Origin of the sequence: Amycolatopsis nalaikhensis (genome assembly GCF_030264295.1) — a bacterium.
GTDB classification, from domain to species: domain Bacteria; phylum Actinomycetota; class Actinomycetes; order Mycobacteriales; family Pseudonocardiaceae; genus Amycolatopsis; species Amycolatopsis nalaikhensis.
Genome location: NZ_CP127173.1, coordinates 9,847,587 through 9,874,057, shown reverse-complemented (window position 1 = coordinate 9,874,057; position 26,471 = coordinate 9,847,587). Strand labels below are relative to the sequence as shown.

Annotated in this window: 24 protein-coding genes; 17 read left to right on the top strand and 7 right to left on the bottom strand. The window is 71.1% G+C overall.

Annotated elements, in window-relative coordinates:
- Nucleotides 1-51 precede the first annotated feature (51 nt).
- The 12 genes from QP939_RS47965 to QP939_RS47910 all read left to right on the top strand — a co-directional run bounded on the left by QP939_RS47965 (nt 52) and on the right by QP939_RS47910 (nt 13,557).
- Nucleotides 52-843 carry a TIGR03084 family metal-binding protein gene (locus QP939_RS47965; protein WP_285453610.1) on the top strand — a complete coding sequence of 264 codons (792 nt, stop codon included), beginning with the start codon at nt 52-54 and terminating at the stop codon, nt 841-843.
- Nucleotides 840-2,528, top strand: coding sequence for an acyclic terpene utilization AtuA family protein (locus QP939_RS47960; protein WP_285453609.1), 1,689 nt, complete (start codon nt 840-842; stop codon nt 2,526-2,528). Before QP939_RS47965 ends, QP939_RS47960 begins: the two co-directional genes overlap by 4 nt.
- Entirely contained in the window at nt 2,525-3,673 is a 1,149-nt protein-coding gene (locus QP939_RS47955; RefSeq protein ID WP_285453608.1) for an acyl-CoA dehydrogenase family protein, read from the top strand. The genes QP939_RS47960 and QP939_RS47955 overlap by 4 nt, the downstream gene beginning before the upstream one ends.
- Nucleotides 3,670-5,268 (top strand): acyl-CoA carboxylase subunit beta, encoded by a 1,599-nt coding sequence (locus QP939_RS47950; protein WP_285453607.1) that lies wholly within the window; start codon nt 3,670-3,672, stop codon nt 5,266-5,268. Before QP939_RS47955 ends, QP939_RS47950 begins: the two co-directional genes overlap by 4 nt.
- Before the next feature lie 7 nt (nt 5,269-5,275).
- Nucleotides 5,276-7,225 carry an acetyl/propionyl/methylcrotonyl-CoA carboxylase subunit alpha gene (locus tag QP939_RS47945; protein WP_285453606.1) on the top strand — a complete coding sequence of 650 codons (1,950 nt, stop codon included), beginning with the start codon at nt 5,276-5,278 and terminating at the stop codon, nt 7,223-7,225.
- Nucleotides 7,222-8,388, top strand: a complete 1,167-nt coding sequence (locus QP939_RS47940; protein ID WP_285453604.1) for an acyl-CoA dehydrogenase family protein — start codon at nt 7,222-7,224, stop codon at nt 8,386-8,388. The genes QP939_RS47945 and QP939_RS47940 overlap by 4 nt, the downstream gene beginning before the upstream one ends.
- Before the next feature lie 10 nt (nt 8,389-8,398).
- Nucleotides 8,399-9,235 carry an SDR family oxidoreductase gene (locus tag QP939_RS47935; RefSeq protein WP_285453602.1) on the top strand — a complete coding sequence of 279 codons (837 nt, stop codon included), beginning with the start codon at nt 8,399-8,401 and terminating at the stop codon, nt 9,233-9,235.
- On the top strand, nt 9,232-9,834 hold the full coding sequence (locus QP939_RS47930) for a TetR/AcrR family transcriptional regulator (protein ID WP_285453601.1): 603 nt from the start codon (nt 9,232-9,234) through the stop codon (nt 9,832-9,834). The genes QP939_RS47935 and QP939_RS47930 overlap by 4 nt, the downstream gene beginning before the upstream one ends.
- Before the next feature lie 25 nt (nt 9,835-9,859).
- Complete coding sequence (locus tag QP939_RS47925) at nt 9,860-10,354, top strand: hypothetical protein (protein WP_285453600.1); 495 nt, start codon at nt 9,860-9,862, stop codon at nt 10,352-10,354.
- A gap of 493 nt (nt 10,355-10,847) precedes the next feature.
- A complete protein-coding gene (locus QP939_RS47920; protein ID WP_285453599.1) occupies nt 10,848-11,105 on the top strand; it encodes a hypothetical protein in 258 nt (85 codons plus the stop codon).
- A gap of 74 nt (nt 11,106-11,179) precedes the next feature.
- The gene (murJ, locus tag QP939_RS47915) at nt 11,180-12,961 is read left to right on the top strand and encodes a murein biosynthesis integral membrane protein MurJ (protein WP_285453598.1); all 1,782 of its coding nucleotides are present in this window, start codon (nt 11,180-11,182) and stop codon (nt 12,959-12,961) included.
- Between the two features lie 125 nt (nt 12,962-13,086).
- The gene (locus QP939_RS47910; protein ID WP_285453597.1) at nt 13,087-13,557 is read left to right on the top strand and encodes a hypothetical protein; all 471 of its coding nucleotides are present in this window, start codon (nt 13,087-13,089) and stop codon (nt 13,555-13,557) included.
- On the opposite strand, the gene QP939_RS47905 is transcribed toward QP939_RS47910, so the two are convergent.
- Together QP939_RS47905 and QP939_RS47900 are read right to left on the bottom strand one after the other, a co-directional pair.
- Entirely contained in the window at nt 13,545-14,894 is a 1,350-nt protein-coding gene (locus QP939_RS47905) for a purine-cytosine permease family protein (RefSeq protein ID WP_285453596.1), read from the bottom strand. The genes QP939_RS47910 and QP939_RS47905 overlap by 13 nt on opposite strands.
- A gap of 152 nt (nt 14,895-15,046) precedes the next feature.
- Entirely contained in the window at nt 15,047-16,006 is a 960-nt protein-coding gene (locus tag QP939_RS47900; RefSeq protein ID WP_285453594.1) for a chitinase, read from the bottom strand.
- A 208-nt stretch (nt 16,007-16,214) separates the two neighbouring features.
- Between QP939_RS47900 and QP939_RS47895 the strand changes: the two genes are divergently transcribed.
- Entirely contained in the window at nt 16,215-17,489 is a 1,275-nt protein-coding gene (locus QP939_RS47895) for a GGDEF domain-containing protein (protein ID WP_285453593.1), read from the top strand.
- A gap of 53 nt (nt 17,490-17,542) precedes the next feature.
- On the opposite strand, the gene QP939_RS47890 is transcribed toward QP939_RS47895, so the two are convergent.
- Both QP939_RS47890 and QP939_RS47885 read right to left on the bottom strand, forming a co-directional pair.
- Nucleotides 17,543-18,505 (bottom strand): isopenicillin N synthase family dioxygenase, encoded by a 963-nt coding sequence (locus QP939_RS47890; RefSeq protein ID WP_285453592.1) that lies wholly within the window; start codon nt 18,503-18,505, stop codon nt 17,543-17,545.
- A 23-nt stretch (nt 18,506-18,528) separates the two neighbouring features.
- Nucleotides 18,529-18,987 (bottom strand): nucleoside deaminase, encoded by a 459-nt coding sequence (locus QP939_RS47885; protein ID WP_285453591.1) that lies wholly within the window; start codon nt 18,985-18,987, stop codon nt 18,529-18,531.
- Between the two features lie 111 nt (nt 18,988-19,098).
- Here QP939_RS47885 and QP939_RS47880 point away from each other — a divergent pair, with 111 nt between their 5' ends.
- Nucleotides 19,099-20,055 carry a helix-turn-helix transcriptional regulator gene (locus QP939_RS47880; RefSeq protein ID WP_285453590.1) on the top strand — a complete coding sequence of 319 codons (957 nt, stop codon included), beginning with the start codon at nt 19,099-19,101 and terminating at the stop codon, nt 20,053-20,055.
- Here QP939_RS47880 and QP939_RS47875 read toward each other — a convergent pair.
- Nucleotides 20,052-21,131, bottom strand: coding sequence for a winged helix DNA-binding domain-containing protein (locus tag QP939_RS47875; protein WP_285453589.1), 1,080 nt, complete (start codon nt 21,129-21,131; stop codon nt 20,052-20,054). The two genes, QP939_RS47880 and QP939_RS47875, sit on opposite strands and share 4 nt — an antisense overlap.
- A gap of 57 nt (nt 21,132-21,188) precedes the next feature.
- Complete coding sequence (locus QP939_RS47870) at nt 21,189-21,818, bottom strand: TetR/AcrR family transcriptional regulator (protein ID WP_285453588.1); 630 nt, start codon at nt 21,816-21,818, stop codon at nt 21,189-21,191.
- Nucleotides 21,819-22,032: 214 nt separating this feature from the next.
- Here QP939_RS47870 and QP939_RS47865 point away from each other — a divergent pair, with 214 nt between their 5' ends.
- A complete protein-coding gene (locus QP939_RS47865; protein ID WP_285453587.1) occupies nt 22,033-22,899 on the top strand; it encodes an NAD-dependent epimerase/dehydratase family protein in 867 nt (288 codons plus the stop codon).
- A gap of 57 nt (nt 22,900-22,956) precedes the next feature.
- Here QP939_RS47865 and QP939_RS47860 read toward each other — a convergent pair whose 3' ends face one another.
- Nucleotides 22,957-23,943, bottom strand: coding sequence for a LacI family DNA-binding transcriptional regulator (locus QP939_RS47860; protein ID WP_285453586.1), 987 nt, complete (start codon nt 23,941-23,943; stop codon nt 22,957-22,959).
- Nucleotides 23,944-24,064: 121 nt separating this feature from the next.
- Here QP939_RS47860 and QP939_RS47855 point away from each other — a divergent pair, with 121 nt between their 5' ends.
- Both QP939_RS47855 and QP939_RS47850 read left to right on the top strand, forming a co-directional pair.
- The gene (locus tag QP939_RS47855) at nt 24,065-24,994 is read left to right on the top strand and encodes a dihydrodipicolinate synthase family protein (protein ID WP_285453585.1); all 930 of its coding nucleotides are present in this window, start codon (nt 24,065-24,067) and stop codon (nt 24,992-24,994) included.
- A 101-nt stretch (nt 24,995-25,095) separates the two neighbouring features.
- Entirely contained in the window at nt 25,096-26,469 is a 1,374-nt protein-coding gene (locus QP939_RS47850; protein WP_285453584.1) for an MFS transporter, read from the top strand.
- The last annotated feature ends 2 nt before the right edge of the window (nt 26,470-26,471 follow it).

Genomic DNA, 26,471 nt, shown 5'->3' with positions numbered 1-26,471 from the left:
TTTTCCGACGGCCGGTGCGACGCTGGGCGGCAGGACGCAAGGAGGCGGCGGATGGCGGATCTCGGCGTGATCCTCGGGGATCTCGACGCGGAGACACGGACGATCGACGACGTGGTGGCGGACCTGCCCGCGTCGGACTGGGCGCGGGAAACCCCGGCCGCGGGGTGGACGATCGCGCACCAGATCGCGCACCTGGCCTGGACCGACCGCAAGGCCCTGATCGCGGCGGCCCACCCGGAGGACTGGCAGGCCGAGGTCGAAGAGCTGCTCAAGGCGGGGGAGACCTACGTCGACGACGGCGCCGCCGCGGGGGCCGAGCGGCCGCCGCGCGAAATCCTCGAAGACTGGCGGGTCGGCCGCGCGGCGCTGGCCGAAGCGCTCGCCGCCGTGCCGGAGGGGCAGAAGCTGCCCTGGTACGGGCCGCCGATGAGCGCGGCCTCCATGGCCACCGCGCGGATGATGGAAACCTGGGCCCACGGCCAGGACGTCTTCGACGCGCTCGGCCTGACCCGCGAGCCGACCGCGCGGCTGTGGCACATCGCCCGCTTCGGCACGCGCACCCGCGACTTCGCCTACCTGACCAACTCGCTCGCCCCGCCGGCGGAGGAGTTCCGCGTCGAGCTGACCGCGCCGGACGGCTCCACCTGGGCGTTCGGCCCGGAGGACGCCGAACAGAAGCTCACCGGCAGCGCGCTGGACTTCTGCCTGGTCGTGACGCAGCGGCGGCACCCGGCCGACACCGATCTCCTCGCCCACGGCGCCGACGTCGAGGAGTGGCTCGGCATCGCGCAGGCCTTCGCCGGGCCGCCCGGGGCGGGCCGGAAGCCGGGGCAGTTCGCATGACCTACCGCATCGGCAACGCGTCCGGCTTCTACGGCGACCGCTTCAGCGCGGTCCGCGAGATGCTCACCGGTGGCCCGCTCGACGTCCTGACCGGCGACTACCTGGCCGAACTGACCATGCTCATCCTCGGCCGCGACCGGATGAAGGACGCCAACCGCGGCTACGCCAAGACGTTCCTGCGCCAGATGGAGGAGAACCTCGGCCTGGCGCGGGAAAAAGGCGTCAAGATCGTCGCCAACGCGGGCGGGCTCAACCCGGCCGGGCTCGCCGGCGCCCTCCGCGAACTGGCGGGCAAGCTGGGCCTCGACGTCAAGATCGCGCACGTCGAAGGCGACGACCTGGTGGCCCGCGCCGAGGAGCTGAACCTCGGGAAACCGTTGACCGCCAACGCCTACCTCGGCGCGTGGGGCATCGCGGAGTGCCTGAACGCGGGCGCCGACGTCGTCGTGACCGGGCGCGTCACCGACGCGTCGGTGATCGTCGGCCCGGCCGCCGCGCACTACGGCTGGGCCCGCGACGACTTCGACGCCCTCGCCGGCGCGGTCGCGGCCGGGCACGTCATCGAGTGCGGGGCCCAGGCCACCGGCGGCAACTACGCCTTCTTCACCGAGCATTCCCTCGGCGTGCCCGGATTCCCGATCGCCGAGATCGAGGCCGACGGCTCCAGCGTCATCACCAAGCACCCGGGCACCGGCGGCGTGGTGAACGTCGGCACGGTCACCGCGCAGCTGCTGTACGAGATCACCGGCGCGCGGTACGCCGGGCCGGACGTCACCACGCGGTTCGACACGCTCTCGCTGACCGAAGATGGGCCCGACCGCGTCCGCATCTCCGGCGTCCGCGGCGAAGCCCCGCCGCCCACGCTGAAGGTCGCGCTGAACACCCTCGGCGGGTTCCGCAACGAGACGACGTTCGTCCTCACCGGACTCGACATCGAGGAGAAAGCCGCGCTGGTGCGGGAACAGCTCGAAGCGTCCTTGAAGGACCGGCCGCCCGCCGAGATCCGCTGGACGCTGGCCCGCACCGACCACGCCGACGCCGACACCGAGCAGACCGCGAGCGCGTTGCTGCACGTGGCCGTCAAGGACGCCGACCCGAAGGTGGCCGGGCGGGCGTTCACCGGCGCCGCCGTCGAGCTGGCCCTGGCGAGCTACCCGGGGTTCCACGTCACCGCGCCGCCGTCGGACGCGTCGCCGTTCGGCGTCTACACCGCGGCCTATGTGGACGCCCGCGAGGTTCCGCACGTCGCCGTGCTGCCGGACGGGATGCGAGTCGACATAGCGCCTTCGACGTCCACCCGTGAATTGTCCGAAGTGGACGAGCCCGCGTTGCCGGAGCCGTTGGACCACGGGCGCGTGCGGCGGGTGCCGCTGGGCACGATCGCCGGGGCCCGCAGCGGCGACAAGGGGGGCAACGCCAACCTCGGTGTCTGGGTGCGGTCGGAAGAAGCGTGGCGGTGGCTGGTGCACCGGCTGACCGTCGCCGAGTTCAAGCTGCTGCTGCCCGAGACCGCCGACCTCACCGTGACGCGCTACCTCCTGCCGAACCTGCGGGCGATGAACTTCGTCGTCGAAGGCATTCTCGGCCAGGGCGTCGCGTCGCAGGCGCGGTTCGACCCGCAGGCCAAGGCGCTGGGCGAGTGGCTGCGCTCCCGGCTCATCGACATCCCCGAGGTGCTCCTGTGACCGACCCGTTCCGGACCCCCGAGCGGGCCGAGCTGCGCAAGACCGTGCGGAAGTTCGTCGAGCAGGAGGTCCTGCCGCACCTCGACGGCTGGGAGCGCGAGGGCGAGCTGCCCCGCGAACTGCACCGCAAGGCCGGGGACCTCGGCCTACTGGGCGTCGCCTTCCCCGAGGAGATCGGCGGCGGCGACGGCAACTACCTGGACGCGCTGGTCGTCGCTGAGGAGATCCACTACGCGGGCGGCTCCGGTGGGCTCTTCGCGTCGCTGTTCACCTGCGGCATCGCCGTCCCGCACATCGCCGAGGCGAACGACCCGGTGCAGATCGAGCGCTGGGTGCGCCCGACGCTGGCCGGGGACAAGATCGGCTCGCTGGCCGTCACCGAACCCGACGGCGGCTCCGACGTCGCCGGGATCCGGACGACGGCCGTGCGTGAAGGCGACGAGTACGTCATCAACGGCGCCAAGACGTTCATCACCTCCGGCTGCCGCGCGGACTTCGTCACGACGGTCGTGCGCACCGGCGGCGACGGCGCTCACGGCCTGTCGCTGATCGTCGTCGAGCGCGGAACGCCCGGGTTCACCGTGTCCCGCAAGCTGGAGAAGATGGGCTGGCTCTGCTCCGACACCGCCGAGCTGTCCTACGTGGACGTCCGGGTGCCGGTGGAGAACCTGGTCGGGGCCGAGAACAGCGGGTTCGCACAGGTGGCCACCCAGTTCGTCACCGAACGGCTTTCGCTGGCCGTGCAGGCGTACGCGCACGCCCAGCGGGCCCTCGACCTGACGCTGGACTGGTGCCGCCTGCGGGAGACGTTCGGCCGTCCGCTCATCTCCCGGCAGGTCGTGCAGCACAAGCTCACCGAGATGGCGCGGAAGATCGACGTCGCCCGCGTCTACACCCGGCAGGCCGCGATCCGGCACGTGTCCGGGGAAGAGGTCATCGCCGAAGCCTGTTTCGCCAAGAACACCGCCGTCGAGGCCGCCGAGTGGGTGGTCAACGAGGCCGTCCAGCTGCACGGCGGGCTCGGCTACATGCGCGAGTCCGAAGTGGAGCGCCACTACCGCGACGTCCGGATCCTCGGCATCGGCGGCGGCACCACCGAGATCCTCACCGGCCTGGCCGCGAAGCGATTGGGATACACCTCGTGACTACCCTGAGGTCCACAGTGGACACGCGGGCCGCCGAGTTCGGCGCGAACCGCGACGCGATGCTGGAGAAGCTCGCCGAGATCGACGCCGAGCACGCCAAGGCCGTGGCCGGTGGCGGCGAGAAATACGTCGAACGGCACCGCAAGCGCGGCAAGCTCCTCGCGCGGGAACGGATCGAGCTGCTGCTCGACCAGGACTCGCCGTTCCTGGAGCTGTCGCCGCTGGCCGCGTGGGGCACCGACTACCGCGTCGGCGCGAGCCTGGTGACCGGCATCGGCGTCGTCGAAGGCGTCGAGTGCCTGATCTCGGCGAGCGACCCGACGGTCAAGGGCGGCGCGAGCAACCCCTGGACCACGAAGAAGTCCTTCCGGGCCGCGGACATCGCCGCGCAGAACCGGCTGCCGACGATCAATCTCGTCGAGTCCGGCGGCGCGGACCTGCCGACGCAGAAGGAGATCTTCATCCCGGGCGGCCGGATCTTCCGGGACATCACCCGCGCCTCGGCCGCGGGCTGCCCGACGGTCGCGCTGGTCTTCGGCAACTCGACCGCCGGTGGCGCGTACCTGCCGGGCATGTCGGACTACGTCGTGATGGTCAAGGAACGCGCGAAGGTGTTCCTCGGCGGTCCGCCGCTGGTCAAGATGGCGACCGGTGAGGAGTCCGACGACGAGTCGCTCGGCGGCGCCGAGATGCACGCGCGGACGTCCGGCCTGGCCGACTACTTGGCCGTCGACGAGGCCGACGCCATCCGCCTGGGCCGCAACATCATCAAGCGGCTCAACTGGACCAAGCAGGGGCCGACGCCGAAGCCGGACTACGACGAGCCGCTGTACGACGCCGAGGACCTGCTCGGCATCGTGCCGACCGACCTCAAGGTGCCGTTCGACCCGCGCGAGGTCATCGCCCGCGTCGTCGACGGCTCCGACTTCGACGAGTTCAAGCCGCTGTACGGCTCTTCGCTGGTCACCGGTTGGGCGAGCATCCACGGTTACCCGGTCGGCGTGCTGGCCAACGCCCAGGGCGTGCTGTTCGGCGAGGAGTCGCAGAAGGCCGCGCAGTTCATCCAGCTGGCCAACCAGATCGACACACCGCTGGTGTTCCTGCACAACACGACCGGCTACATGGTCGGCAAGGAGTACGAGCAGAGCGGCATCATCAAGCACGGCGCGATGATGATCAACGCCGTGTCGAACTCGAAGGTGCCGCACCTGTCCGTCCTCATGGGAGCGTCGTACGGCGCCGGGCACTACGGCATGTGCGGTCGTGCCTACGACCCGCGGTTCCTGTTCGCGTGGCCGAGCGCGAAGTCCGCGGTGATGGGCCCGGCTCAGCTGGCCGGGGTGCTGTCCATCGTGGCCCGCGCGGCGGCCGAGAGCCGCGGCCAGGAGTACAACGAGGAGCACGACAAGGCCATGCGCGCCATGGTGGAAGGTCAGATCGAGGCCGAGTCGATGCCGATGTTCCTCTCCGGCATGCTCTACGACGACGGCATCATCGACCCGCGTGACACCCGGACCGTGCTCGGGCTGAGCCTGTCCGCGATCCACAATGGACCAGTGAAGGGCGCCGAGGGCTTCGGCGTCTTCCGGATGTGAGTGAGCGATGATCCAGAACCTGCTGGTCGCCAACCGCGGCGAGATCGCCCGCCGCGTGTTCCGCACCTGCCGCGACGCCGGGATCGGCACGGTCGCGGTGTTCTCCGACGCCGATGCCGCCGCCCCGCACGCCCTCGAGGCCGACGCCGCCGTCCGGCTGCCCGGCAACGCGCCGTCGGACACGTACCTGCGTGCCGAGCTGCTGGTCAAGGCCGCGGCCGAGACCGGCGCCGACGCCGTCCACCCGGGCTACGGCTTCCTGTCCGAGAACGCCGCGTTCGCGCGGGCCGTCCTCGACGCCGGGCTGACGTGGGTCGGGCCGCCACCGTCGGCGATCGAGACGATGGGCTCCAAAGTGGAGTCCAAGCGGCTGATGGCCACGGCCGGGGTGCCCGTGCTGTCCGAACTGGACCCGGCCTCGGTGACCGAGGACGACTTGCCGTTGCTGGTCAAGGCGTCCGCCGGCGGTGGTGGCCGCGGCATGCGCGTGGTCCGCTCGCTCGACGAGCTGGCCGAAGCGGTGGAAGGCGCCAGCGCGGAAGCCGGATCGGCGTTCGGCGACCCGACCGTCTTCTGCGAGCGGTACCTGGAGACCGGGCGCCACATCGAGGTCCAGGTCCTGGCCGACACCCACGGCACGGTGTGGGCGGTGGGGGAGCGCGAGTGCTCGATCCAGCGCCGCCACCAGAAGGTCGTCGAGGAGGCACCGTCGCCGTTCGTCGACGCGGCCATGCGCGAGGAGCTGTTCGAAGCCGCGCGCAAGGCCGCCAAGGCGATCGACTACGTCGGTGCGGGCACGGTCGAGTTTCTGGCCGGGCCGGACGGCCGGTTCTACTTCCTGGAGATGAACACGCGCTTGCAGGTCGAGCACCCGGTCACCGAGAACGTCACCGGCCTCGACCTGGTCGCGTTGCAGCTGCGGATCGCCGAGGGCGAGCGGCTCCCGGCCGACCCGCCGCCCACGGTGGGCCATTCGATCGAGGTCCGGCTCTACGCCGAGGACCCGGCCGCGGGCTGGCAGCCGCAGAGCGGCACGCTGCACACGTTCGAAGTGCCCGATGTGGACCGTTCGTTCACGCACGGGCCGGGGCTGCGGCTCGACTCGGGGTTCGAGAGCGGTTCCGTGGTGGGGGTCCACTACGACCCGATGCTCGCCAAGGTGGTCACGTGGGCCCCGACCCGCGCCGAAGCCGCCCGGCGGCTGGCCAAGGCGCTGGCCGCGGCCAAGATCCACGGTGTCGTCACCAACCGCGATCTCCTGGTGAACATCCTGCGGCACGAGGCGTTCCTGGCCGGGGAGACCGACACGGCGTTCTTCGACCGCCACGGTCTCGACACCCTCGCCGCACCACTGGCCACTGAGGACACCGAGCGTCTCTCGGCGCTGGCCGCGGCGCTGGCCGACGCGGCGGGCAACCGGGCGGCCGCGACCACGCAGGGCAGGCTGCCCAGCGGCTGGCGCAACGTCCGTTCGGCCGGGCAGCGCAAGGTCTTCACGGTCGCCGACCGCGAGTACGAGGTCGTCTACTCACTGACCCGGGACGGCCTCCGCGCGGAAGGTTTCGAAGCCGACCTGGTGACGGCCGAGCCGGGCCGGGTCGTGCTGGACGTCGCCGGGGTGCGGCGCACGTTCGACGTCGCCCGGCACGACGGCGTGTCCTACGTGGACTCGCCGCTGGGTTCCGTGGCGCTCAAGGCCGAGCCGCGGTTCGCCGACCCGGACGCGGCACTGGCCGCCGGGTCCCTGGTGGCGCCGATGCCGGGCACCGTCGTCCGGCTCGCGGTTCAGGCCGGGGACGCGGTGAAGGCGGGCGACCCGCTGCTGTGGCTCGAGGCGATGAAGATGGAACACCGGATCGCCGCCCCCGCCGACGGCGTGGTGGCGGAGCTCCCGGTCACGGTCGGTCAGCAGGTCGAAGTGGGCACGATCCTCGCGGTGGTGGGAGAAAACGCATGAACGCCATGAACTTCATCGAGCCGGAAGAGCGGATCGCGCTCCGCAAGGCGGTCGCCGAGCTCGGCGCCAAGTACGGGCACGAGTACTACGCCCGCAAGGCGCGGGCGGACGAGAAGACCCACGAGCTGTGGGACGAGGCCGGCCGGCTGGGCTACCTCGGCGTCAACATCCCCGAGGAGTACGGCGGCGGGGGTGCGGGCATCGCCGACCTCGCGGCAGTGCTCGAAGAGCTGGCCGCGGCGGGCTCGCCGTTGCTGCTGATGGTCGTCTCGCCGGCGATCTGCGGCACGGTGATCTCCCGCTTCGGCACCGAAGAGCAGAAGAAGCAGTGGCTGCCGGGCATCGCCGACGGAACCAAGCGGATGGTCTTCGCGATCACCGAGCCGGACGCGGGCTCGAACTCCCACAAGATCACGACGACGGCCAAGCGCGACGGCGACGGCTGGGTCCTCAGTGGACGCAAGGTGTTCATCTCCGGCGTCGACGAGGCCGACGCGGTGCTGGTGGTCGGCCGCACCGAGGACGCGAAGACGGGCAAGCTGAAGCCCGCGCTGTTCATCCTGCCGACGGGCACCGAGGGCTTCGAGTACACGAAGATCCCGATGGACATCATCGCACCGGAGAACCAGTTCTCGCTGTTCCTCGACGACGTCAAGCTCCCGGCGGAGGCGCTGGTGGGCGAGGAGGACGCGGCGATCGCGCAGCTGTTCGCGGGCCTGAACCCGGAACGCATCATGGGCGCGTCGTTCTCACTGGGCATCGCCCGGTACGCGCTGGCGAAGGCGGTCGGCTACGCGAACGAGCGGAAGGTCTGGGGCGCACCGATCGGCACGCACCAGGGCCTGGCGCACCCGCTGGCGGAGATCAAGATCGAGCTGGAGCTGGCGAAGCTGATGACGCAGAAGGCGGCGTCGCTCTACGATTCGGGCGACGACTTCGGCGCGGGCGAATCGGCGAACATGGCCAAGTACGCGGCGGCCGAGGTGGCGATCCGAGCGACGGACCAGGCGGTCCAGACACACGGCGGCAACGGCTTGGCGACCGAGTACGGCCTCGGCACCCTGGTGACGGCGGTGCGCTTGGGCCGGATCGCCCCGGTCAGCCGCGAGATGGTGCTCAACTTCGTCGGCCAGCACAGCCTCGGCCTCCCGAAGTCCTACTAGGAGGGTCGCTTTGTCTACACTGGACGGCAAGACGATCATCATGTCCGGCGGCAGCCGGGGCATCGGCGAGGCGATCGCACTCCGAGCGGCTGCGGACGGCGCGAACATCGCGTTGCTGGCGAAGACGGCGGAGCCGCACCCGAAGCTCCCGGGCACGATCTACACGGCGGCGAAGGCGATCGAAGAGGCGGGCGGCCAGGCGTTGCCGATCATCGGCGACGTCCGCGACGACGACGGAGTGGCGGCCGCGGTGGCGAAGACGGCGGAGCAGTTCGGCGGCATCGACATCGTGGTGAACAACGCGAGCGCGATCGACCTGACGCCGACGGACCAGGTGAGCATGAAGCGCTACGACTTGATGCAGGACATCAACGCGCGCGGAACGTTCCTGCTGTCCAAGCTGTCGATCCCGCACCTGCGCCGGTCGTCGAACGCACACATCCTGACGTTGTCCCCGCCGATCAGCCTCGACGAGAAGTGGTTCACGGCCGGACACTTGGCGTACAGCATCGCGAAGTACTCGATGAGCCTGGTAACGGTGGGCTTGGCGGCGGAGCTGCGCGAGGACGGGGTGGCGGTGAACTCGCTGTGGCCCCGGACAACGATCGACACGGCGGCGATCCGCAACGTGGTGGGGGCGGAGTTGGCCTCCCGAAGCCGAACACCGGAGATCATGGCCGACGCGGCGCATGTGATCCTGACGAAGCCGAGCACGTCGGCGACGGGCAACTTCTACATCGACGACGAGGTGCTGCGCGAAGCCGGGGTGACGGACTTCGCGAAGTACCGAATCGGCAACACGGCGGAAGAGGACCTCCAGCTCGACTTCTGGGTGGAAAAGGCTTGACCGGCATCCGCGAGCCCCAGCAGGAGCGCAGCCGCACAACGCGGCGGCGGTTGATCGAGGCGGCGTTGGACAGTTTCGGAGAGCGAGGCTGGCACGGCGTCACGGTGGCGGGCATAGCCGAGCGGGCGGGGGTATCGCGAGGAGCGGCGCAGCACCACTTCCCAGCCCGCGAGGACCTGGTGGTGGCAGCGGTGGACCTGCTGGGGCAATCGCAGATAGACGAGCTGAAGGCCCAGGCGGCGGACCTCCCGAACGGCTCGACGCGCATCGAGCGCGTGGTGGAGATGGTCCTGAATCTGTACACGGGACCGTTGTTCAGGGCGGCGCTGCAGCTCTGGTCGGTGGCGGCGACGGACGAGGCGCTGCGAGAGGTCTTGGTGCCGTTGGAGGCAAGGGTGGGCCGCGAGGCGCACCGGATGACGGTGGAGCTGCTGGGTGTGGACGAGTCCCGCCCGGGAGTGCGCGAACTGGTCCAGGCAACGTTGGACTTGGCCCGAGGCCTGGGCTTGGCCAACCTCCTGACGGACGACACGCGAAGGCGCAAGCAGATAGTCAAGGAGTGGGCGAGAACGCTGGAGCTGCGCTTGGCAGACGGCTGAGGGCGGCCCCGGCTACGATCCGCGCATGCCCGATGACGTCTGGCCGATCTCAGCCGAGCATCCCGGCCCCCGAAGCCTCCGCAGCGCGAACGGAATCGGCTTCGAGTTCAAGGGTTTCACCCGCAAGGACGAGAGTGGCTACTGTTTCGCCACCCGCTGGTTCATGGTGTTCGGCCTGCCGATAGCACCACTGGGCAGGTATTACGTACGAGACCACGGCATCGACCCGGCGGGCACCAACCACCTGACGATCACAACGCGCTACGAGATAGCGGGCTGGTCCCGCGTGAGGGCACCAGAGGTGGCCCGAACGTACGCGTACGGCTGGCTGACCCCGGCAGCGATCCTGGCGCCGTTATTGGTCTTGCTGGGCCACGCGGACTACCTGCCGTGGTGGCTACCGCTGGTGGCATTGGTGGTCTGGCCACTGACAACGATCCCGTTGACGGTGGCAATGCTGATGTATTACCGCGACTACCTGGCACCCCAGCGAAAGCCGAAGTGGCAAGCGGGTCCATGACCCAGAAAGGAGCGGGATGACCACCTCGCGGCCCCCACGAGAACGCAACAAGACTACGAAGCCCCGGCCATCCCAGAGCCTGCCCGTCCGGCGAGGACATTCTTTGTCTTTGAACCCGCGTCCAACGAAAAAGAAGGCGGGCCCGACATCCCCCACCCCTCCTCGCGGAGTGTTCAGCCGCCGGTCGACCTTGTCAAGGCGGGAAAGCGTGCCTTGACAAGCTCAACCGTCGACTGAAGAGCGGCGAGGACGAGGGGCGGGGGAGGTCTGGTGACGTCGTGCCTGGTTTGCGTTGCCGGCCGCCGGTTGCTCGGGGGAGCCCGGCCGCCGGTTGCTCAGGCGAGGTCGTGGTCTCTCCCGCTGGCCCCTCACCGAAAAGCCGCGAACGGCACGGAACCTCACCCGCACCCGAAGCGTCATAGTGCCGTAAGTAACACAATCGGCCCAACGGGCGAATGACTCGTTGTAGTGGTTGCGAGAGGAAGGCAGTCCGGTGTCCGGTTCAGGAGTCGAGCTCACTCACCGCGCGATGGCGATGCTGAAGGCGGTGGCCGCCGGTCGCGCGCAGATGTCGTGTAGCTGCGAGCCCGACCTCTTCATCGATGGATTCGCCTGCTGCGATCAGATGACCGCGCACGCCCTCGCCCACGGTGGCTACCTGCGGCCCGCCGTCGAAGGCGCCAGCGGGCGCGTTCCCGCCGAGCTGACCGAGGCCGGGCGGGCCGCGCTGGAGATCACCGTCGCTGCCTGATCGTTACCCACCGTCGTCGACTCGAACATGTGTTCGATTTCTGCTCGGGTCGCTGACCTGGCAGGCTGGTGCCCATGGCGGAGCACCCCCCACCGGTGGACGACGAGGCGACGGTCTACCTCCCCTCTGAGCTGCGCGGGCCCCACTGGCCGACGCGCGATCTCGACCTCTCGCGTCGGCCCTACGACGAGTTCGCCACCCAGATCGTCGCGCGGCCGCCCGCGTCGCCGGTCACTGCCGGGCGGGGTGAGGGCGCCGGTTCCTCGCTCGCCCGCTCGAGCGGGCGGATGGCCGTCGCCTCCACCGTCAGCCGGATCACCGGGTTCGTCGCCAAGCTGCTGCTGGCCGCCGTTGTCGGGACCGGGGTCGTCAACGACTCCTTCACCGTCGCGAACACGCTCCCCAACATCGTGTTCGAGCTGCTCTTCGGGGGCGTGCTCGCCAGCGTCGTCGTTCCTCTGCTCGTCCGGTCGCAGGACGACCCCGATGGCGGCCGCGCCTACACGCAGCGGCTGCTCACGATGGCGCTCGTGCTGCTGACCGTCGGAACGGCCGTCGCGGTCGCCATCGCGCCGCTGTTCACCGCACTCTACGTCGACAAATCGTCTCCGACCGCCAACCCGGCACTCACCACGGCCCTGGCCTACCTGCTGCTGCCGCAGATCCTGTTCTACGGCCTCTTCGCGCTCGTGTCCGCGATCCTCAATGCCCAGAACGTCTTCGGCCCGCCCGCCTGGGCACCCGTTTTGAACAACGTCGTCGTCACGGGCACGCTCGTCGTGTTCGCCGTCGTGCCGGGGGAGCTGACGCTCGACCCCGTCCGGATGAGCGACCCGAAGCTGCTGGTCCTCGGCCTCGGCACCACGCTCGGCATCGTCGTGCAGGCGGCCGTGCTGATCCCCGCGTTGCTGCGCACCGGGTTCCGGTTCCGCTGGCGCTGGGGCTTCGACCCGCGGATCAAGGAGTTCGGCGGGCTCGCCGCGTGGATCCTCGGCTACGTCGTGGTGAGCCACGTCGGCTTCGTCGTCACGACGCGGGTGCTGACCGGTGGCACCGGCGGCGGTGTCACGGCCTACAGCTACGCGTCGCTGCTGTTCCAGCTGCCGTACGGCATCCTCGGCGTCTCGCTGCTGACCGCGCTGATGCCGCGGATGAGCCGCGCGGCCGCCGACGGCGACACCGTGTCGCTCGTCGGCGACCTTTCGCTCGCCTCCCGCGTCTCGACCGTGCTCTTCGTGCCGATCTCCGCGGTGCTGGCCGTCGTCGGCACGCCGATCGGCATCGCGATCTTCACCTGGGGCCGTGGCACCCTCGGCGACGCCGAGCGGCTCGGGCAGACATTGGCCGTGTCCGCCGTCGGGCTGCTGCCGTTCGCGCTGGTCATGCTGCAGCTGCGGGTGTTCTACGCGATGAAGGACGCCCGCACGCCGACGCTGATCATGCTCGTGATGACCGCGGTGAAGATCCCGCTGCTGCTGCTCTGTCGCGGGCTGCTCGACGGCGAGCACATCGTCTACGGCGTGATGCTGGTCAACGGCGCGGGATTCGTCGTCGGCGCCGTGCTCGGCCAGGTGTGGCTGTGGGTGCGGCTCGGGCACCTGCGCAGCAAGCGCTCGCTGCGCGTCGGCCTGATCACGCTCGGCGCCAGCGCGCTCGGCGTCGGGGCGGCGCTGCTCGCCGGGTACGCCGTGCCCGGGTCGCTCGGCGCGATCCCGGCCGCGTGGGTGAAGCTGCCGGTGCAGGGACTGCTCGGGATCGCGGTGCCGTTCGGGTTGCTGGCGCTGCTGAAGCTGCCTGAATTCACCCCGGTGACCCGGCGGGTGGCCGGGTTGGCGCGCCGGTTCGCGGCTCGTTGACGACTACGGCCGAAAACGCGCCGCGGATGTCTCGAAACGCTAACGAGAGCGCTGCGATCAGCGCGTTTACAATTCCGGCGCGGGTTCCTAATATCCTCCCCGATCACTGACGGGGAGGTTCGTGCATGACGCGCAGGGCGCGCAGGCGGCGGGACCGGGTCACGGTCGACGAGCTGCTGCGGCAGGCGGGTGCCCGGCCGCGCAAACCCGGCTCGCGCTCGGCCGAAGGGGCCGCCCGGCGGGGTCCGGAGGCCGAGCCGCGCGGGGCGGCGGGCCGCGTCGCGCTGGCGTCGGCGGTGCTCGTGGTGCTGGGCGGGCTGGTGCTCGCGCTGGCGACGCGGCCCGACCCCGTGCCCGGGTCCACGCAGTTCCCGCAGCTGCAGCCGGCCACCGGCGTCCCGTCGTCGAGCGCCGTCGCCGCCCCGCCCACGCGGACGACCACGCCGTCCCCGGTGGTGATGCACGCGCGCCGGACGCCGACGCCCACGCCGACCGTGACCGTCGAGCTGCCCCCGCCGTCGACGACCGTGCCACCGTCCACATGGGACCCACCGTGGAACTGCTATCCGTACTACCACTGCGGTTACCGCCGCTGACGGCGCAGCAGCAGGTAGGTGCCGGCGGCGAGCACGAACCCGGCCGCGAACGTCAGGTCGCCGGTGCCGGGCACCGCCTTCGGGATCGGCGCGGTGTAGAGCGCCTGGTTCGCGAACAGGCCGACGGAGGCGACCAGCCCGACGAGGAACGCCGTGAACCCGGCGACGTTGCGGTGCCGCCGGTCGGCGAGCAGGTCGCCGAACTCGGTGCCGCGGCGCAGGTGGTGGTCGGCCAGCAGCACACCCAGCCACGGGCCGATCCAGTAGGCGATGACCAGCAGGAAGTTCTCGTAGGCGTGGCCGGCGTCGGCGAGCCCGAGCCAGGCGAGCACGAACCCGACCGCGCCGAAGGCGAGCGCGACGACCGCGCGGCGCCAGGCCAAGGGCAGCCGGACGCCGAGCGCGAGGAAGGCGAGCGCGCCGGAGTAGACGTTGAGGACGTTCGCGGCGACCGCGCCGAGGGTGATGGCCAGCAGCGTCGCCGCGGCCAGGAAGCCGGGCAGGTGGCCGGTGAACGCCGTCGCCGGGTTGGCGTCGTCGGCGCCGCCGATGGTCGTCGAAGCCGCGCCGACGAGCATCAGGACCGTGGTGGAAAGGAACAGACCACTGCCGGCGTAGAGGCCGATAGCGCGTTTCGACGCGGTTTTCGGCAGGTAGCGCGTGTAGTCGGCGGCGTAGGGGTTCCAGCCGGCGGTGTAACCGAACGCGGTGCCCACGGCGAGGAGGAAGCCGCCGACGCTGCCGGTGTTGGTCGTGGGCCCGGCCTTGGTGAAGGTGACGACGCTCGCGACGGCGAACACGACGGCGAGCACGACGAAGACGTACTTTTCGTACGCCTGGACGAGGTTGTGCCCGAAGAAGGCGATGACGATCTGCAGGGCGACGACGATGACGAGGCAGGCGAGCACGGGCAGCCCGGTGAGGCTGGTGAGGGCGAAGGCGCCGCTGACGCTGTTGACGGCGAACCAGCCGACGCCGGCCATGACGGACATGAGCGCGGCGGGCACCAGGTTCCCGCGGTACCCGAAGGCGGCCCGCCCGAGCACCATCTGCGGCACGCCGTAGCGCGGTCCGCGGGCGCTCAGGACACCGTGCGCGACGGCGCCGAGCCCGTTCCCCACGACGGCGGCGAGCGCGGCCTGGGTGAAGGAGAGCCCGAAGGCGGTGACCGCGAGCACGCCGACGAAGACGGTGGCGAACTCGAGGTTGGGGGAGGCCCAGGTCCAGGCCAATTGCCGGGGAGTGCCGTGCCGGTCGCCGTCGGCGACGGGTTCGACCCCACCGGGCTCGACGGCCACCACCTTGTCGCCGTAACCGGCCTCTTCGGTCCGCGTCATGCGAAGACGGTAAGCGACGAACGTTGCGGTGGTGTGACGAAATCCGGCTCCCGGTCACCGGAACCCGTCCCGGCCACCGAGACCCGCGAAGGCCCCCTCACCGACCCCGATGCCGGTGAGAGGGCCTTCGACAGCCCCACTACGGGCCGGTGTCAGCCGGTGTACCCGGCGACGATCTTGGTGAACGCGTACTTGTCCTGGGTGATGCCGCTACACTCGCCGCCGCCGCTGCAGTCGCGGTTCGTGGCCCAGAACGTGAAGCGGGCCAGGTGGTGGCTCGCCGCGTAGCCGCGGATCGAATTGAAGTTCGCCACCGTGACCGTCTCGCCCGCGTTGTCGGTCTTGCCGTTCATCGAGGAGAGGCCGCTGTGCCGGTAGGCCGTGTCGTCGCTCCAACCGAACGTCGTCTTGAGCTGGTTCTTCAGCCCGTCCACCGCCGACTTCGTCAGCGCCGCCATGTCGCCGCCGTTGGAGAAGTCGAACGGCATGACCGACCAGACGTCGACGCCCGCGCCGATCGCCTTGGCCTGGTTGATCAGGCGCTTGCCCCACGTGTCCGGGCCGGTCGTGGTGGTGCCGATGGTGATGACGACCTTCAGGTTCGGGTTCTTCTGCTTGGTCAGCTTGACCGCGTTGAGGATGCGGTCCTGGACCGTCGCGTTCTGGAACTCGTCGGTGTTCTCGATGTCGAGGTCGATCGCCTTGAGCTGGTAGGCGTCGATCACCTTCTGGTATGCGCCCGCCAGCGCCGAGGCCGACGTGCACTTCGAGCCCAGCTTCGTGCCCGACCAGCCGCCGAACGACGGGATCACGTCGCCGCCCGCGTTGCGGATGTTCTGGATCATCGTCTTGTCCGAGCCGGTCAGCGAGCGGCTGCCGTCCCACTTCGGGTTGCAGGTCCCGTCGGACAGGACGAACGCGAGGGTAAACGCTTTCACACCGGTCGCGGACATCGCCGCGGTCGGGCTGGTCTGCCCGCCCCACTGGTACAGGTACGGGGACGCGAGCACCGGGTCGACCGCGGCCATGGCCTGCGGGGCGAGACCGACCGCCGTCGCCATCGCGGCTCCGGCCGCGACCGCGAGGGTGACCAGACGGCGCACTGATTTCATCGGGATCCTCCAAACGCGCAGGGTGGAGCACCTCCGGTTTGAGGCGGCGGGATCATCCCTGGAGGAGCACTGTGTGCCATCACACAGTGGACTAGACCAATGTTGCGTGTCAACCCTCCGACGGTCGGAAAATGACCCACGGCGGGGCATTGTGAAATTCCCCTGAAGGCGGAGTGACAGCGCCGGGCATTCCGGCTACTTTGCCGAAATGGTGGGGGATTCCACGGTCGCAGCCGGCGGGGGACGCCGCCGCGGGCGGTTCCTGCCCGCCGTCGCCCTCCAGCGGTGGGCCCTGTGGCGGCTGCCGCGTCGCGGACACACCTGGTACCTCGTCGCGGTCGACGTCCTCGCGGTCGCCGCCGTCGTCCTCGCCGCCATCCGGTTCCCGCCGCTCGCCGTGATGCTCGTGCCTTTCGCCCTGCTTGCGGGCGGGATGCTGGTGTCGGCCGAGCTCTCCCGGCCGGTCGAGCGCCACCGCGAGGACACCCTCCTCGGCCCCGGCGTCGACACGCCGTGGATCTTCGCCGGTGTGCTGGTGCTCCGGCCCGGCCTCGCTGTCGCCTTGGTCGCGCTCTCCGCGCTGCACCAGTGGTTCCGGGTCCGCAGAAGACCCGTGTACCGGCAGGTGTTCGGCGCCGCCGCGACGGCGTTGGCCGGTCTCGTCGCCGGGGCGTTCCTCACCGCGACCGGCGCCCGGCCGCTCGGTGAGGTCCTCGAAGCCCGCACCGTCGTCCTGCTCGCCGCCGCCGGGCTCGTGTTCCTCGCGGTGAACGCCGCGCTCGTCACCGCCGCCGACGGCCCGCGCCGCCCCCGCGAAGCCCTGCCCGGGCACGCCTTCGACGCCGCGATGACCGCGTTCGCGCTCCCGCTCGCCTGGGCCGTCGTGGCCGCGCCGCTGCTGGTGCCGGTGCTGGCCGGCGCCACCGTCGTGCTGCACCGCGGCGGGCTGGGCCACGGCCGCCGCGACCACGTCACCCTCGATCCCGGCACGGGCGTGCTGACGGCGGCGTCGTGGCGCGGGGCGGCCGAAGCCGAGCTGGACCGGCAGGGCCGCCACGGCCCCGGTCCGGCCGTGCTGCTGCTCGACCTCGACCACTTCCGCCAGCTCAACGACCGCTACGGCGTCCGCATCGGCGACGCGGTGTTGCGCGCGGTCGCCGACACCCTGCGCGACGAGGTCCGGGCCGCGGACCTCGTGGGCCGCTCGGGCGGCGAGGAGTTCGCGGTGCTGCTGCCGGGCACCGGCCCGTTCGACGCGACGGCGATCGCCGAGCGGATCCGGCTGAAGATCGCCTCGACGCTGGTGGCGTTGAAGGCGACCGGCGACGGCCCCCAGTTCGTCGGGGTGACGGTGTCGATCGGCGTCGCGGGCCGCGGCCCCGCCGACGACCTGGCCGACACGCTCCTCGCGGCCGAGGCGGCGGTGCTGCGGGCCAAGGCCTTGGGCCGCAACCGGACGATCTGCGCGGAGCCGCGGTCGTGAGTGTTTAGGGCGGTTCTAACCGCCCTAAACGCTCACGACAACGTGCGCCGGGGTCAGGTGAGGGTGATCGCGTCGAGCTTCTCGCGCAGGTACTCCGACGCGATGACCTCCGGGTAGGTCGTGCGGCCGAGCGGCAGTGCCAGCGACGTGATCCGCGCGTCGTGGTCGGTCTCGTAGAAGAAGATCAGCGACACCAGGTCCTCGTCCGGTGCGGTCGCCGCCGGTGGGAGGACTCGGTGACGCGTCGAGCGCCAACGGTCGCCCGTCCAGCGGGCCATCAGGTCGCCGATGTTCACCGTGAACGCGTCCGGGTGGAACGGCGCGTCCTCCCACTCGCCGCCGTCTGTGTAGACCTGCAGGCCGCCGACGCCCGCCTGGCGGTCGAGCACCGTCACCGTGCCGAAGTCGGTGTGCGGGCCGATCCGGAACTGGTCCGGCGCCGGCTCGCCGACGTGCGTCATCGGCGGGTACCAGTTGATGTTGAACGTGTACGTCGGGTGGGCCGTGTGCCGCGTGAAGTGGCTTTCGGCGAGGCCGAGCGCCGCCGCGAAGATCTCCAGCAGGTGGTCGGACAGGGCCCGCATCCGGCGCATGTACTCCGTCGCCGTCTCGGCGAAGCCCGGCACCTCGTCCGGCCAGACGTTGGGCTGGAACCAGAACCCGTCGACCTCGGCGACGCCGGTCCGGGCGTCCGCGCCCGCCGAGTAGGACTCCTTGAGGTCTGGCGGGGTCTCGGTGCCCTCGGCGTACCCGTTGGCCTCGACGCCGGGCGGCAGCCAGCCGCGGCCGCCGACGGTCACGGCGTAGCGCTGCTTGACGTCCTCGGGCAGCGCGAAGAACTCCCGCGCCAGCTCACGGGTCCGCGTGCGCAGCTCGTCCGGCACGCCGTGCCCGGTGACCAGCAGGAAGCCGGACTCCCGCAGCGCGCGGTCGATCCGCCCGGCCACCTCGGCCCGGCCTTCGGACGTACCCGCGAACCACGGCGAAAGGTCCACGAGCGGAACGGATGACGGCATACCGGCTCCTCGCAGGAACTGTCCTATTCGGACTTCTCGACCCCGATGTCCTCGAACCACAGGTCCGGGCGCGCGGCGATGAACTCCGTCATCAGCGCGGTGCAGGCGGGGTCGTCGAGCAGGGTGATCTCCACGCCCAGCCCGGCGAGCCAGTCGTGCCCGCCGTGGAACGTCTCCGCCTCGCCGATGACGACGCGCCCGATCCCGAACTGACGGACGAGCCCGGAGCAGTACCAGCACGGCGAGAGCGTCGTGACCATGATCGTGTCGCGGTAGTGCGGACGGCGGCCGGCGTCGCGGAAGGCCGCGGTCTCGGCGTGCATCGACGGGTCGCCGTCCTGCACGCGGCGGTTGTGCCCGCGGCCGAGCAGGGTCCCGGCGCTGTCGAACAGCGCGGCCCCGATCGGGACACCGCCTTCGGCCTTGCCGAGCTCGGCTTCCTCACGGGCGACGGCGAGCAGGGCGTGCGGATCGATCGGCATGCGCCACTCTTTCCGGCCGGGCCGGTCCCTGGCAAGTGTTTGACGATTCAACTGCACCTTCCGGCGGATCGCGGACCGGAACTGTCCGCGATGTCTGGCACACTGCGTGCCATGTACGGCACATCGGAACGCCTGCTCAGGCTGCTCTCGCTGCTGCAGGCCCGGCGCGACTGGCCGGGCGCCGACCTCGCGGCGCGGCTCGAGGTGGACGTCCGCACGATCCGCCGGGACGTCGAGCGGCTGCGGTCGCTGGGCTACCCGGTGCACGCGACGCCGGGGGTGGCGGGCGGCTACCGGCTCGGCGCGGGGGCCGCGCTGCCGCCGTTGCTGCTGGACGACGACGAGGCCGTCGCGGTCGCGGTCGGCCTGCGCACGGCGGCGAACGGCACGGTCAGCGGCATCGAGGAGACGTCGGTGCGCGCGCTGGCGAAGCTGGAGCAGGTGCTGCCGGCGCGGCTGCGCCCGCGGGTCGGCGCCCTGCAGGCGGCGACGGTGTCCCTGCCCGGCAGCGGGCCGACGGTGGACGCGTCGGTGCTGACGACGATCGCGGCGGCCTGCCGCGACCACGAGCGCCTGCGGTTCGGCTACGGCGACCGGACCGGCGCGGAGACGGAGCGGTCGGTCGAGCCGCTTCGGCTGGTCCACACCGGGCGACGCTGGTACCTGGTCGCGTTCGACCTCGACCGCGCGGGCTGGCGCACGTTCCGCGTCGACCGGATCACCGGCGTCCCGGCGCCCGGGTTCCGGTTCACGCCGCGCGAACCCCCGGCCGAGGACCTCGCGGCGTACGTGTCGCGCCAGATCTCGTCGGCGCCGTACCCGCACCAGTTCGTGCTGCGGGTGGCGGCCCCGGCCGACGTGCTGGCGCAGCGGATTCCGCCGACCACCGGTGCCATCGAGGCGATCGACGAGCACAGCTGCCGGGTGCGGACCGGAGCGAGCACCCTCGACACCGTGCCGTACTACCTGGCCCAGTGGGGCTACGACTTCGTGGTGGAGGAGGCTCCGCCGGGGTTGGTGGAGCGGCTGCGGGACGTGGCGGAGCGCTTCGCCAGGGCGGTCGGTTAGGGCGCTTTCACGTGCACGCCGTCGCTTTCGCCGTCGGACAGGAACGACGCCAGCGCGCCGCCCTCCTCTTCGACGGCCGCGCGATCGGCCTTCGGAAGCCGTCGCAGCGGGGTGACCACAACGGTTCCGGCGTCGACCGTCCAGGTGGCCGACACGCGGCCGTCCACCAGCAGCACCCGCTCGCCCGCGACCGACAGGCCGCGGTGGGCGTCGTCGATGATCCGGGTGCGGTCGTCGTAGCCGAGGATCGCGTTGTCGAACGCGGGCAGGAACCGGGGCGGGGCGGGCGTTTCCGGGTCGGGCCGCGGCGCGTCCGGCAGGTCGAGCAGTTCGCGGCCGCGTTCGTCGCGGAAGAACATGAGTTCGTCGCGCAGGGCCTTCACCGTGGCCGGGAGTCCGGTCAGGCCGCTCCAGGCCCGGATGTCCGCGGTCGCCGCGGGGCCGAACGCGGCCAGGTAGCGCCGCACCAGCGCCCGGTCGTCGGGCGCCGGGTCGACGTCGCGGCCGAGCCAGTCCGCCAGCGGGAGGGTGCGCACGCCCGCCTTGGTGCGCCACAGCCCGCGCGGCGGCAGCTGAGCCGACGGGATGAGCGCGGCGATCAGCATTTCGCCGAGGGGCCGCGGGCCGGGCTCGGGCCAGCGGTCGGCGACGGCCCGCGCGATCTCGCCCATCGAGCGCGGCTCGCCGTCCGCCAGCACGGCGCGGCCCGCGGCGGCGAGTTCGTCGAGGTCCACGCCGTCGAGTTCGCGGCGGTAGGTGCCGAGGACGCGCTGGCGCAGCATGGTGTCGAACCGCGCCCGCCACGCGAGGACGTCGTCGGCGGTGAGCAGGTGGACGGTCCGGCGCATGAGGTGCGTCCGCACGACGCGCCGCCCGGTCAGCAGGTCCGAGAGCACCGCCGGGTCGAACGCGCGCAGCCGAGACCACAGGCCGGTGAACGGCTCCTGAGGTTCCTGGGCTTGCAGGCCGCAGAGGTGCGCGACGGCGTCGTGCGCGGGCAGGTCGGCGCGGTCGAGCAGGAGCTGCCGGGCGAGCGTCGCGCGGTTGAGCGCGCGCGTGTCCAGGACGGGGTGCATGAGCCCACGGTGCCAGAGATAGCGGTCAAGGACTGTCCGCTATCGTTGAACGACTGCTTAGTCTGTGACCTGGGTCTCAGTGGCGGCGCCCAGCATCCGGAGCACGAGCTCGCCGTACTCCTTGCCGAGCGCGGTCGGCGTCTGCCGGGCGCGCTCGGAGTACCACCGGGCGACGTCGACGCCGAGGGAGAGCACGGCGCGGGCGGAGATGTGCGGGTCGGAGACGGTGAAGACGCCGTCGGCGACGCCGTCGGCGATGACCTCCCGCACGATCCGTTCGATGCGCCGCCGCAGCTCGGCGACCACCTCGAACTCCTCCTCGGGCAGGGCCTGCAGCTCGTACTGGACGACCCGGGCGACGGTGTGCCGCCGAGCGTGCCAGGCGACGAAGTCCTCGACGATGAGCCGGATCCGCGCGACGGGATCGGACTCCTTGGCGACGACGTTCTCGACGAGGGCCAGGGTCTGCTCGTGCCCGTACCGGCTGATGGCGAAGAGCAGGGCGGCCTTGGAGGGAAAGTGCACGTAGAGGGCGGCGGGACTCATCCCGGCCGCTCCGGCGATGTCCCGGGTGGTGGTGGCGTGGTAGCCGCGTTGGGCGAAGGCTTCCACCCCGGCGAGCATGAGCCGCCGAGCGGTCTCAGGCTGCACATCGGGCCACAGTTCCGCCGAGAGCGACATCGTCATCCGCTGATCCTCCCAGACAACCCGAGTCAACCCGGCCACCCGCGACGACGGTCGCCGCCGACGCCATTGTAAGCGGTTGCTAACCTGCCGTTTCCGGGGTGGCCGACGCCCGGCACGGTCCGCTCGCAAGTGACGCTCGCCCGGTCGACTGGTCCACCGGGACAGCCCGGAAGTGGACCACTCAGTCACCGCCGGGTTTCTCTAGCGTGAAGGCATGACTGAACCCGTGATGCGGATCTTCCTCGCCGGTGCGTCCGGCGCGATCGGGCGCCGGGTGGTGCCTGCCCTTCTCGGCCGGGGTCACGAGGTCGTGGGGCTGACCCGCAGCGAGGATTCGGCCGCCAGGATCAAAGCGCTCGGTGCGGGCGCCGTCGTCGGGGACGTCTACGACGCCGAGGCGCTCGCCCAGGCGGTGCGGGCCGCCCGTCCTGACGTGGTGATGCACCAGCTGACCGACCTCGGTGCCGGGGACCGGGCGGCCAACGCGAAGCTGCGGGTGGTCGGCACCCGCAACCTCGTCGACGCCGCCCGCGCGGCCGGAGTGCGGCGGGTCATCGCGCAGAGCATCGCGTGGGCCTACGCGCCCGGTGCGGAGCCGGCCACCGAGGACACCCCGCTGGACCTGCGGGGCGCACCCGAGCGTGTCGCCACGGTCGAAGCCGTCGCGGCGCTGGAGACGGCCGTCGCCGAGCTGCCCGAGTGGGTGGTGCTGCGCTACGGCACGCTCTACGGGCCGGGCACCTGGTACGAGCGCGGTGCCTTGATGGCGCAGCTGGCTCAGGCCGGACAGCTTCCGGCCAACGCCGACGTCTCCAGCTTCGTGCACGTCGACGACGCCGCGTCGGCCGCCGTGTCCGCCTTGGACTGGCCCGCTGGCGCGGTCAACGTCTGCGATGACGAGCCCGCGCCCGGTTACGAGTGGGTCCCGGTGTTCTGCGCCGCTGTGGGAGCGCCGGAGCCCGCTCGTGCCGAGGGGGAGCGGACGGGTTGGGCGCGGGGTGCCGACAACAGCCGGGCACGCCACGAGCTTGGCTGGGTACCGACGCGCCCGTCGTGGCGCGAAGGGTTCACCACGGCGTGACGGCGGTGGGTGGGGCCGTCGACTTGATCCAGGCCGGGGAGCCGCTCACAGTGCTCTTCAGGGGCGAGCCGGGGCAGTGCCGGTGGATGCGCGCGAGATGAGGGTGGGTGGCGTCACCACCGTGCGGGCGGCGCGATCGTTTCCGGCCTCCTGCAGCAGATCCAAGGCAGTCGTGGCGATCTGGGCGAAGGGGACGCGCACGGTCGTGAGCGGGACGGGCAGGCTGCTGACGACCGGGATGTCGTTGTAGCCGACCAGGGACAGGTCTTCGGGGATGCGGAGGCCGAGGGCGTGGGCGGCGGCCATGACCCCGATCGCGGTGTTGTCGTTGACGGCGAAGATGGCGGTGGGCCGGTCGGCGCGGTCGAGCAGCGCCCGGCCGGCGAGTTCGCCGGATTTCATGGAGAACGAGTCGCCGGTGATCAGGGAGTCGTCGACGGTGACACCTGCTTCGGAGAGGCCTTCGCGGTAACCGTCGAGCCGGCCGCGGGCGCTCGAGGCGTAGCCGGGGCCGCCGACCAGGCCGATCCTGCGGTGGCCGAGGTCGATGAGGTGGCGGACGGCCAGCCGGGCGCCGAGGTTGTCGTCGCCGATGGCGGCGGGGCCGATGCCGTCGGTGCGCAGCGCGAGGGCGTGCGGGACGCCTTGCGCGGTCGGGACGTCGAGTCTCGCGGTGGTGAGGACGAGCCCGTCGACGCGGCGGCGGACGAGCGTCTGGACGGCGAACCGCTCGGTCGCGGGGTCGTCTTCGGTCGTGGCCACGACGGCGAAGAGACCGCGGCTGGCCGCCGTGGCGGCGATTTGCTCGTAGAGCATCGCCATGACGGTGTCGGTGAGCCGGGGGACGATCACCCCGACGGTACTGGTGCCGGCGCGGCGCATGCCGGCGGCGAGCGGGTCGCGGACGTAGCCGAGTTCGGCGGCGACCTGGCGGACGCGCTGGGCGGTCTCGCTGTTGGAGCGGGGGAGCCGTTCGTCGAGCACGCGGGACACGGTGGACTTGCTGACGCCCGCGGCCCGTGCGACGTCGAGGATGGTCACCACGGGTTCAGGCTACTGGTCGCAGGGTCATTTTCCGGGGAGGGGTTGACGGCTAAGGTCATGGAGCGCATCGTATGGGAACGTTCCCGCGAACGTTCCCAGATCCGTCGAGAAAGGCTTGCGAATGTCCTCCGAACACACCCTCGACCTGCGCGGGCTGGTGCCCGCCCCCGTTACGCCGTTCACCGTCGAAGGTGCGGTGGACCACGCGGCTCTCGCGTCCTACGGGAAGTGGCTGGCCGGGTTCGAAGGGGTGAAGGGCCTGGTCTGCCTCGGCCACGCGGGGGAGGGCACCTTCCTGACCCAGGACGAGCAGGTCGCCACCATCCGCACCCTGGTCGAGGCGGTCGGCGGCACGGTCCCGATCATCGCCGGCATCACCGGCGAGGGCACGGCCGTCGCCGCGGAGGAAGCGGTGCGCGCGGTGCACGCCGGCGCGTCCGCCGGGCTGGTCTACCCCTCCCACGGCTGGCTGCGGTTCGGCTTCCAGGCCGGCGCGCCCCAGGACCGCTACCGGGCGATCTTCGAAACCTCGGGGCTGCCCCTGATCCTGTTCCAGTACCCGGACGTCACGAAGGCGAGCTACGACCTGGCGACCCAGCTGGAGATCGCGGCGCAGCCGGGCGTGTTCGCCACCAAGAACGGCGTCCGCAACATGCGCCGCTGGGACACCGAGATCCCCGTGCTGCGCGCGGAACACCCGGACCTGCAGATCCTCTCCTGCCACGACGAGTACCTGCTGCACACGATGTTCGACGTCGACGGCCTGCTGGTCGGCTACGGCGGTCTGGCTCCCGAGCCGCTGCTGGAGCTGATCGCCGCGGGCAAGGCACGGGACTACCCGGCCGCCCGCGCGGTCCACGACCGGCTGCTGCCGGTGACCAAGGCCGTCTACCACCGCGGTTCGCACATGGAGGGCACCGTGGCGCTCAAGCTCGGCCTCAAGGCCCGCGGCGTCCTGCCGAACGCCACGGTGCGGTCCCCGCTGATCGACCTGTCGGCCGAGGCCGAAGAGGAGATCGTCCTCGCGCTCAAGGCCGCCGAACTCCTCTGACCGTCGATCGGGGCGGCGGCACCCCGCTGCCGCCCCGCGATCCGGTGACAATGCAGTCCCGAAAGGACTCCGCGACGAGGCGGAGAGCGAGGAACGAACCCATGACCACCATTGCTGCAGGCGGAGGGACCGCGACCGCGGCCCTGGTCGCCCGTCTCGAGCGGCTCCCGATCACCCGACGGCTCCTGCTGATCCGCGTCATCATCGGCTCGGCGACCTTCTTCGACGCCTACACCGTGCTGGTCATCGCCTTCGCGATGCCCCAGCTGGTCACCGAATGGCACCTCGGCCCGGCCCAGGTCGGCGCCATCCTCTCCGCCGGCTACGTCGGCCAGCTCATCGGCGCGGTCACCTTCGGCTGGATCGCCGAGAAGTCCGGCCGGATGAACACCCTGCTGATCACGATCGTCCTGTTCGTCTCGATGGACATCGCCTGCCTGTTCGCCTGGAGCGGCACGTCGATCCTGATCTTCCGGTTCCTGCAGGGCATCGGCACCGGCGGTGAGGTGCCCGTGGCCAGCGCCTACATCAACGAGTTCATCGGCGCCCGCAAGCGCGGCCGGTTCTTCCTGCTCTACGAAGTCATCTTCCCCGTCGGGCTGATGTTCGCCGGTATCGCGGGCTACTTCCTCGTGCCCGTCTACGGTTGGCGCGCCCTGTTCGTCGTCGGGCTCGTCCCCGCCGTGCTGACCATCCCGCTGCGCCTGCTGATGCCGGAATCGCCGCGCTGGCTGGCCGCCAAGGGCCGCGTCGAGAAGGCCGACAAGGTCGTGTCGATGCTCGAGAACGAGGCCGTGAAGCAGGGGCACGTCCTGACCGAGCCCGTGATCCGTCCCGTCGGCCCGAAGGTGAAGACCCGTTCGGACTGGCGCGAACTGTTCCAGGGCATCTACCGCGGGCGCACCTTGATGATCTGGGTGCTGTGGGCGACGGTGTACCTGGTCAACAACGGGCTGGTCACCTGGCTGCCCACCCTCTACAAGCAGCTGTTCCACCTGCCGCTGCAAACCAGCCTGGCCTACGGCTGGGTCACTTCCGGCGTGGGTGTGCTGGCCTCGGTGGCCTGCGCGCTGCTGATCGACCGGGTCGGCCGGAAACGCTGGTACTCGTGGGCATTCCTGCTCGCGATCGTCCCACTGGTCGCGCTCACCGTCTCCGGCGCGACGTCAGCGATCCAGGTCTTGATCATGGCCACCCTCGCTTACGCGATCCTGCAGACGATTTCGTTCTCGCTCTACCTTTATTCCGCCGAGCTGTACCCCACGCGGCTGCGCGCGATCGGCACCGGCTTCGGCAGCGCGTGGCTGCGCGCCGGTTCCTCCGTCGGCCCGCTGCTGGTCGGCTGGATCGTGGCGGACCTCGGCATCCGCTACGTGTTCTCCGCCTTCGCGGCGGTCGCCCTCGTCGGCGGCATCGTCACCATCCTGTTCGCGGTCGAAACCAGGAACAAGGTTCTCGAAGAACTCTCACCATGACC

Bases quoted from the DNA above. Each gene is read 5' to 3' on its own strand.
- QP939_RS47965 (WP_285453610.1), top strand. From the start codon at position 52: ATGGCGGATCTCGGCGTGATCCTCGGGGATCTCGACGCGGAGACACGG.
- QP939_RS47960 (WP_285453609.1), top strand. From the start codon at position 840: ATGACCTACCGCATCGGCAACGCGTCCGGCTTCTACGGCGACCGCTTC.
- QP939_RS47945 (WP_285453606.1), top strand. From the start codon at position 5,276: ATGATCCAGAACCTGCTGGTCGCCAACCGCGGCGAGATCGCCCGCCGC.
- QP939_RS47940 (WP_285453604.1), top strand. From the start codon at position 7,222: ATGAACGCCATGAACTTCATCGAGCCGGAAGAGCGGATCGCGCTCCGC.
- QP939_RS47925 (WP_285453600.1), top strand. From the start codon at position 9,860: ATGCCCGATGACGTCTGGCCGATCTCAGCCGAGCATCCCGGCCCCCGA.
- murJ (WP_285453598.1), top strand. From the start codon at position 11,180: ATGGCGGAGCACCCCCCACCGGTGGACGACGAGGCGACGGTCTACCTC.
- QP939_RS47910 (WP_285453597.1), top strand. From the start codon at position 13,087: ATGACGCGCAGGGCGCGCAGGCGGCGGGACCGGGTCACGGTCGACGAG.
- QP939_RS47905 (WP_285453596.1), bottom strand. From the start codon at position 14,894: ATGACGCGGACCGAAGAGGCCGGTTACGGCGACAAGGTGGTGGCCGTC.
- QP939_RS47900 (WP_285453594.1), bottom strand. From the start codon at position 16,006: ATGAAATCAGTGCGCCGTCTGGTCACCCTCGCGGTCGCGGCCGGAGCC.
- QP939_RS47895 (WP_285453593.1), top strand. From the start codon at position 16,215: ATGGTGGGGGATTCCACGGTCGCAGCCGGCGGGGGACGCCGCCGCGGG.
- QP939_RS47890 (WP_285453592.1), bottom strand. From the start codon at position 18,505: ATGCCGTCATCCGTTCCGCTCGTGGACCTTTCGCCGTGGTTCGCGGGT.
- QP939_RS47885 (WP_285453591.1), bottom strand. From the start codon at position 18,987: ATGCCGATCGATCCGCACGCCCTGCTCGCCGTCGCCCGTGAGGAAGCC.
- QP939_RS47880 (WP_285453590.1), top strand. From the start codon at position 19,099: ATGTACGGCACATCGGAACGCCTGCTCAGGCTGCTCTCGCTGCTGCAG.
- QP939_RS47875 (WP_285453589.1), bottom strand. From the start codon at position 21,131: ATGCACCCCGTCCTGGACACGCGCGCGCTCAACCGCGCGACGCTCGCC.
- QP939_RS47870 (WP_285453588.1), bottom strand. From the start codon at position 21,818: ATGACGATGTCGCTCTCGGCGGAACTGTGGCCCGATGTGCAGCCTGAG.
- QP939_RS47865 (WP_285453587.1), top strand. From the start codon at position 22,033: ATGACTGAACCCGTGATGCGGATCTTCCTCGCCGGTGCGTCCGGCGCG.
- QP939_RS47855 (WP_285453585.1), top strand. From the start codon at position 24,065: ATGTCCTCCGAACACACCCTCGACCTGCGCGGGCTGGTGCCCGCCCCC.
- QP939_RS47850 (WP_285453584.1), top strand. From the start codon at position 25,096: ATGACCACCATTGCTGCAGGCGGAGGGACCGCGACCGCGGCCCTGGTC.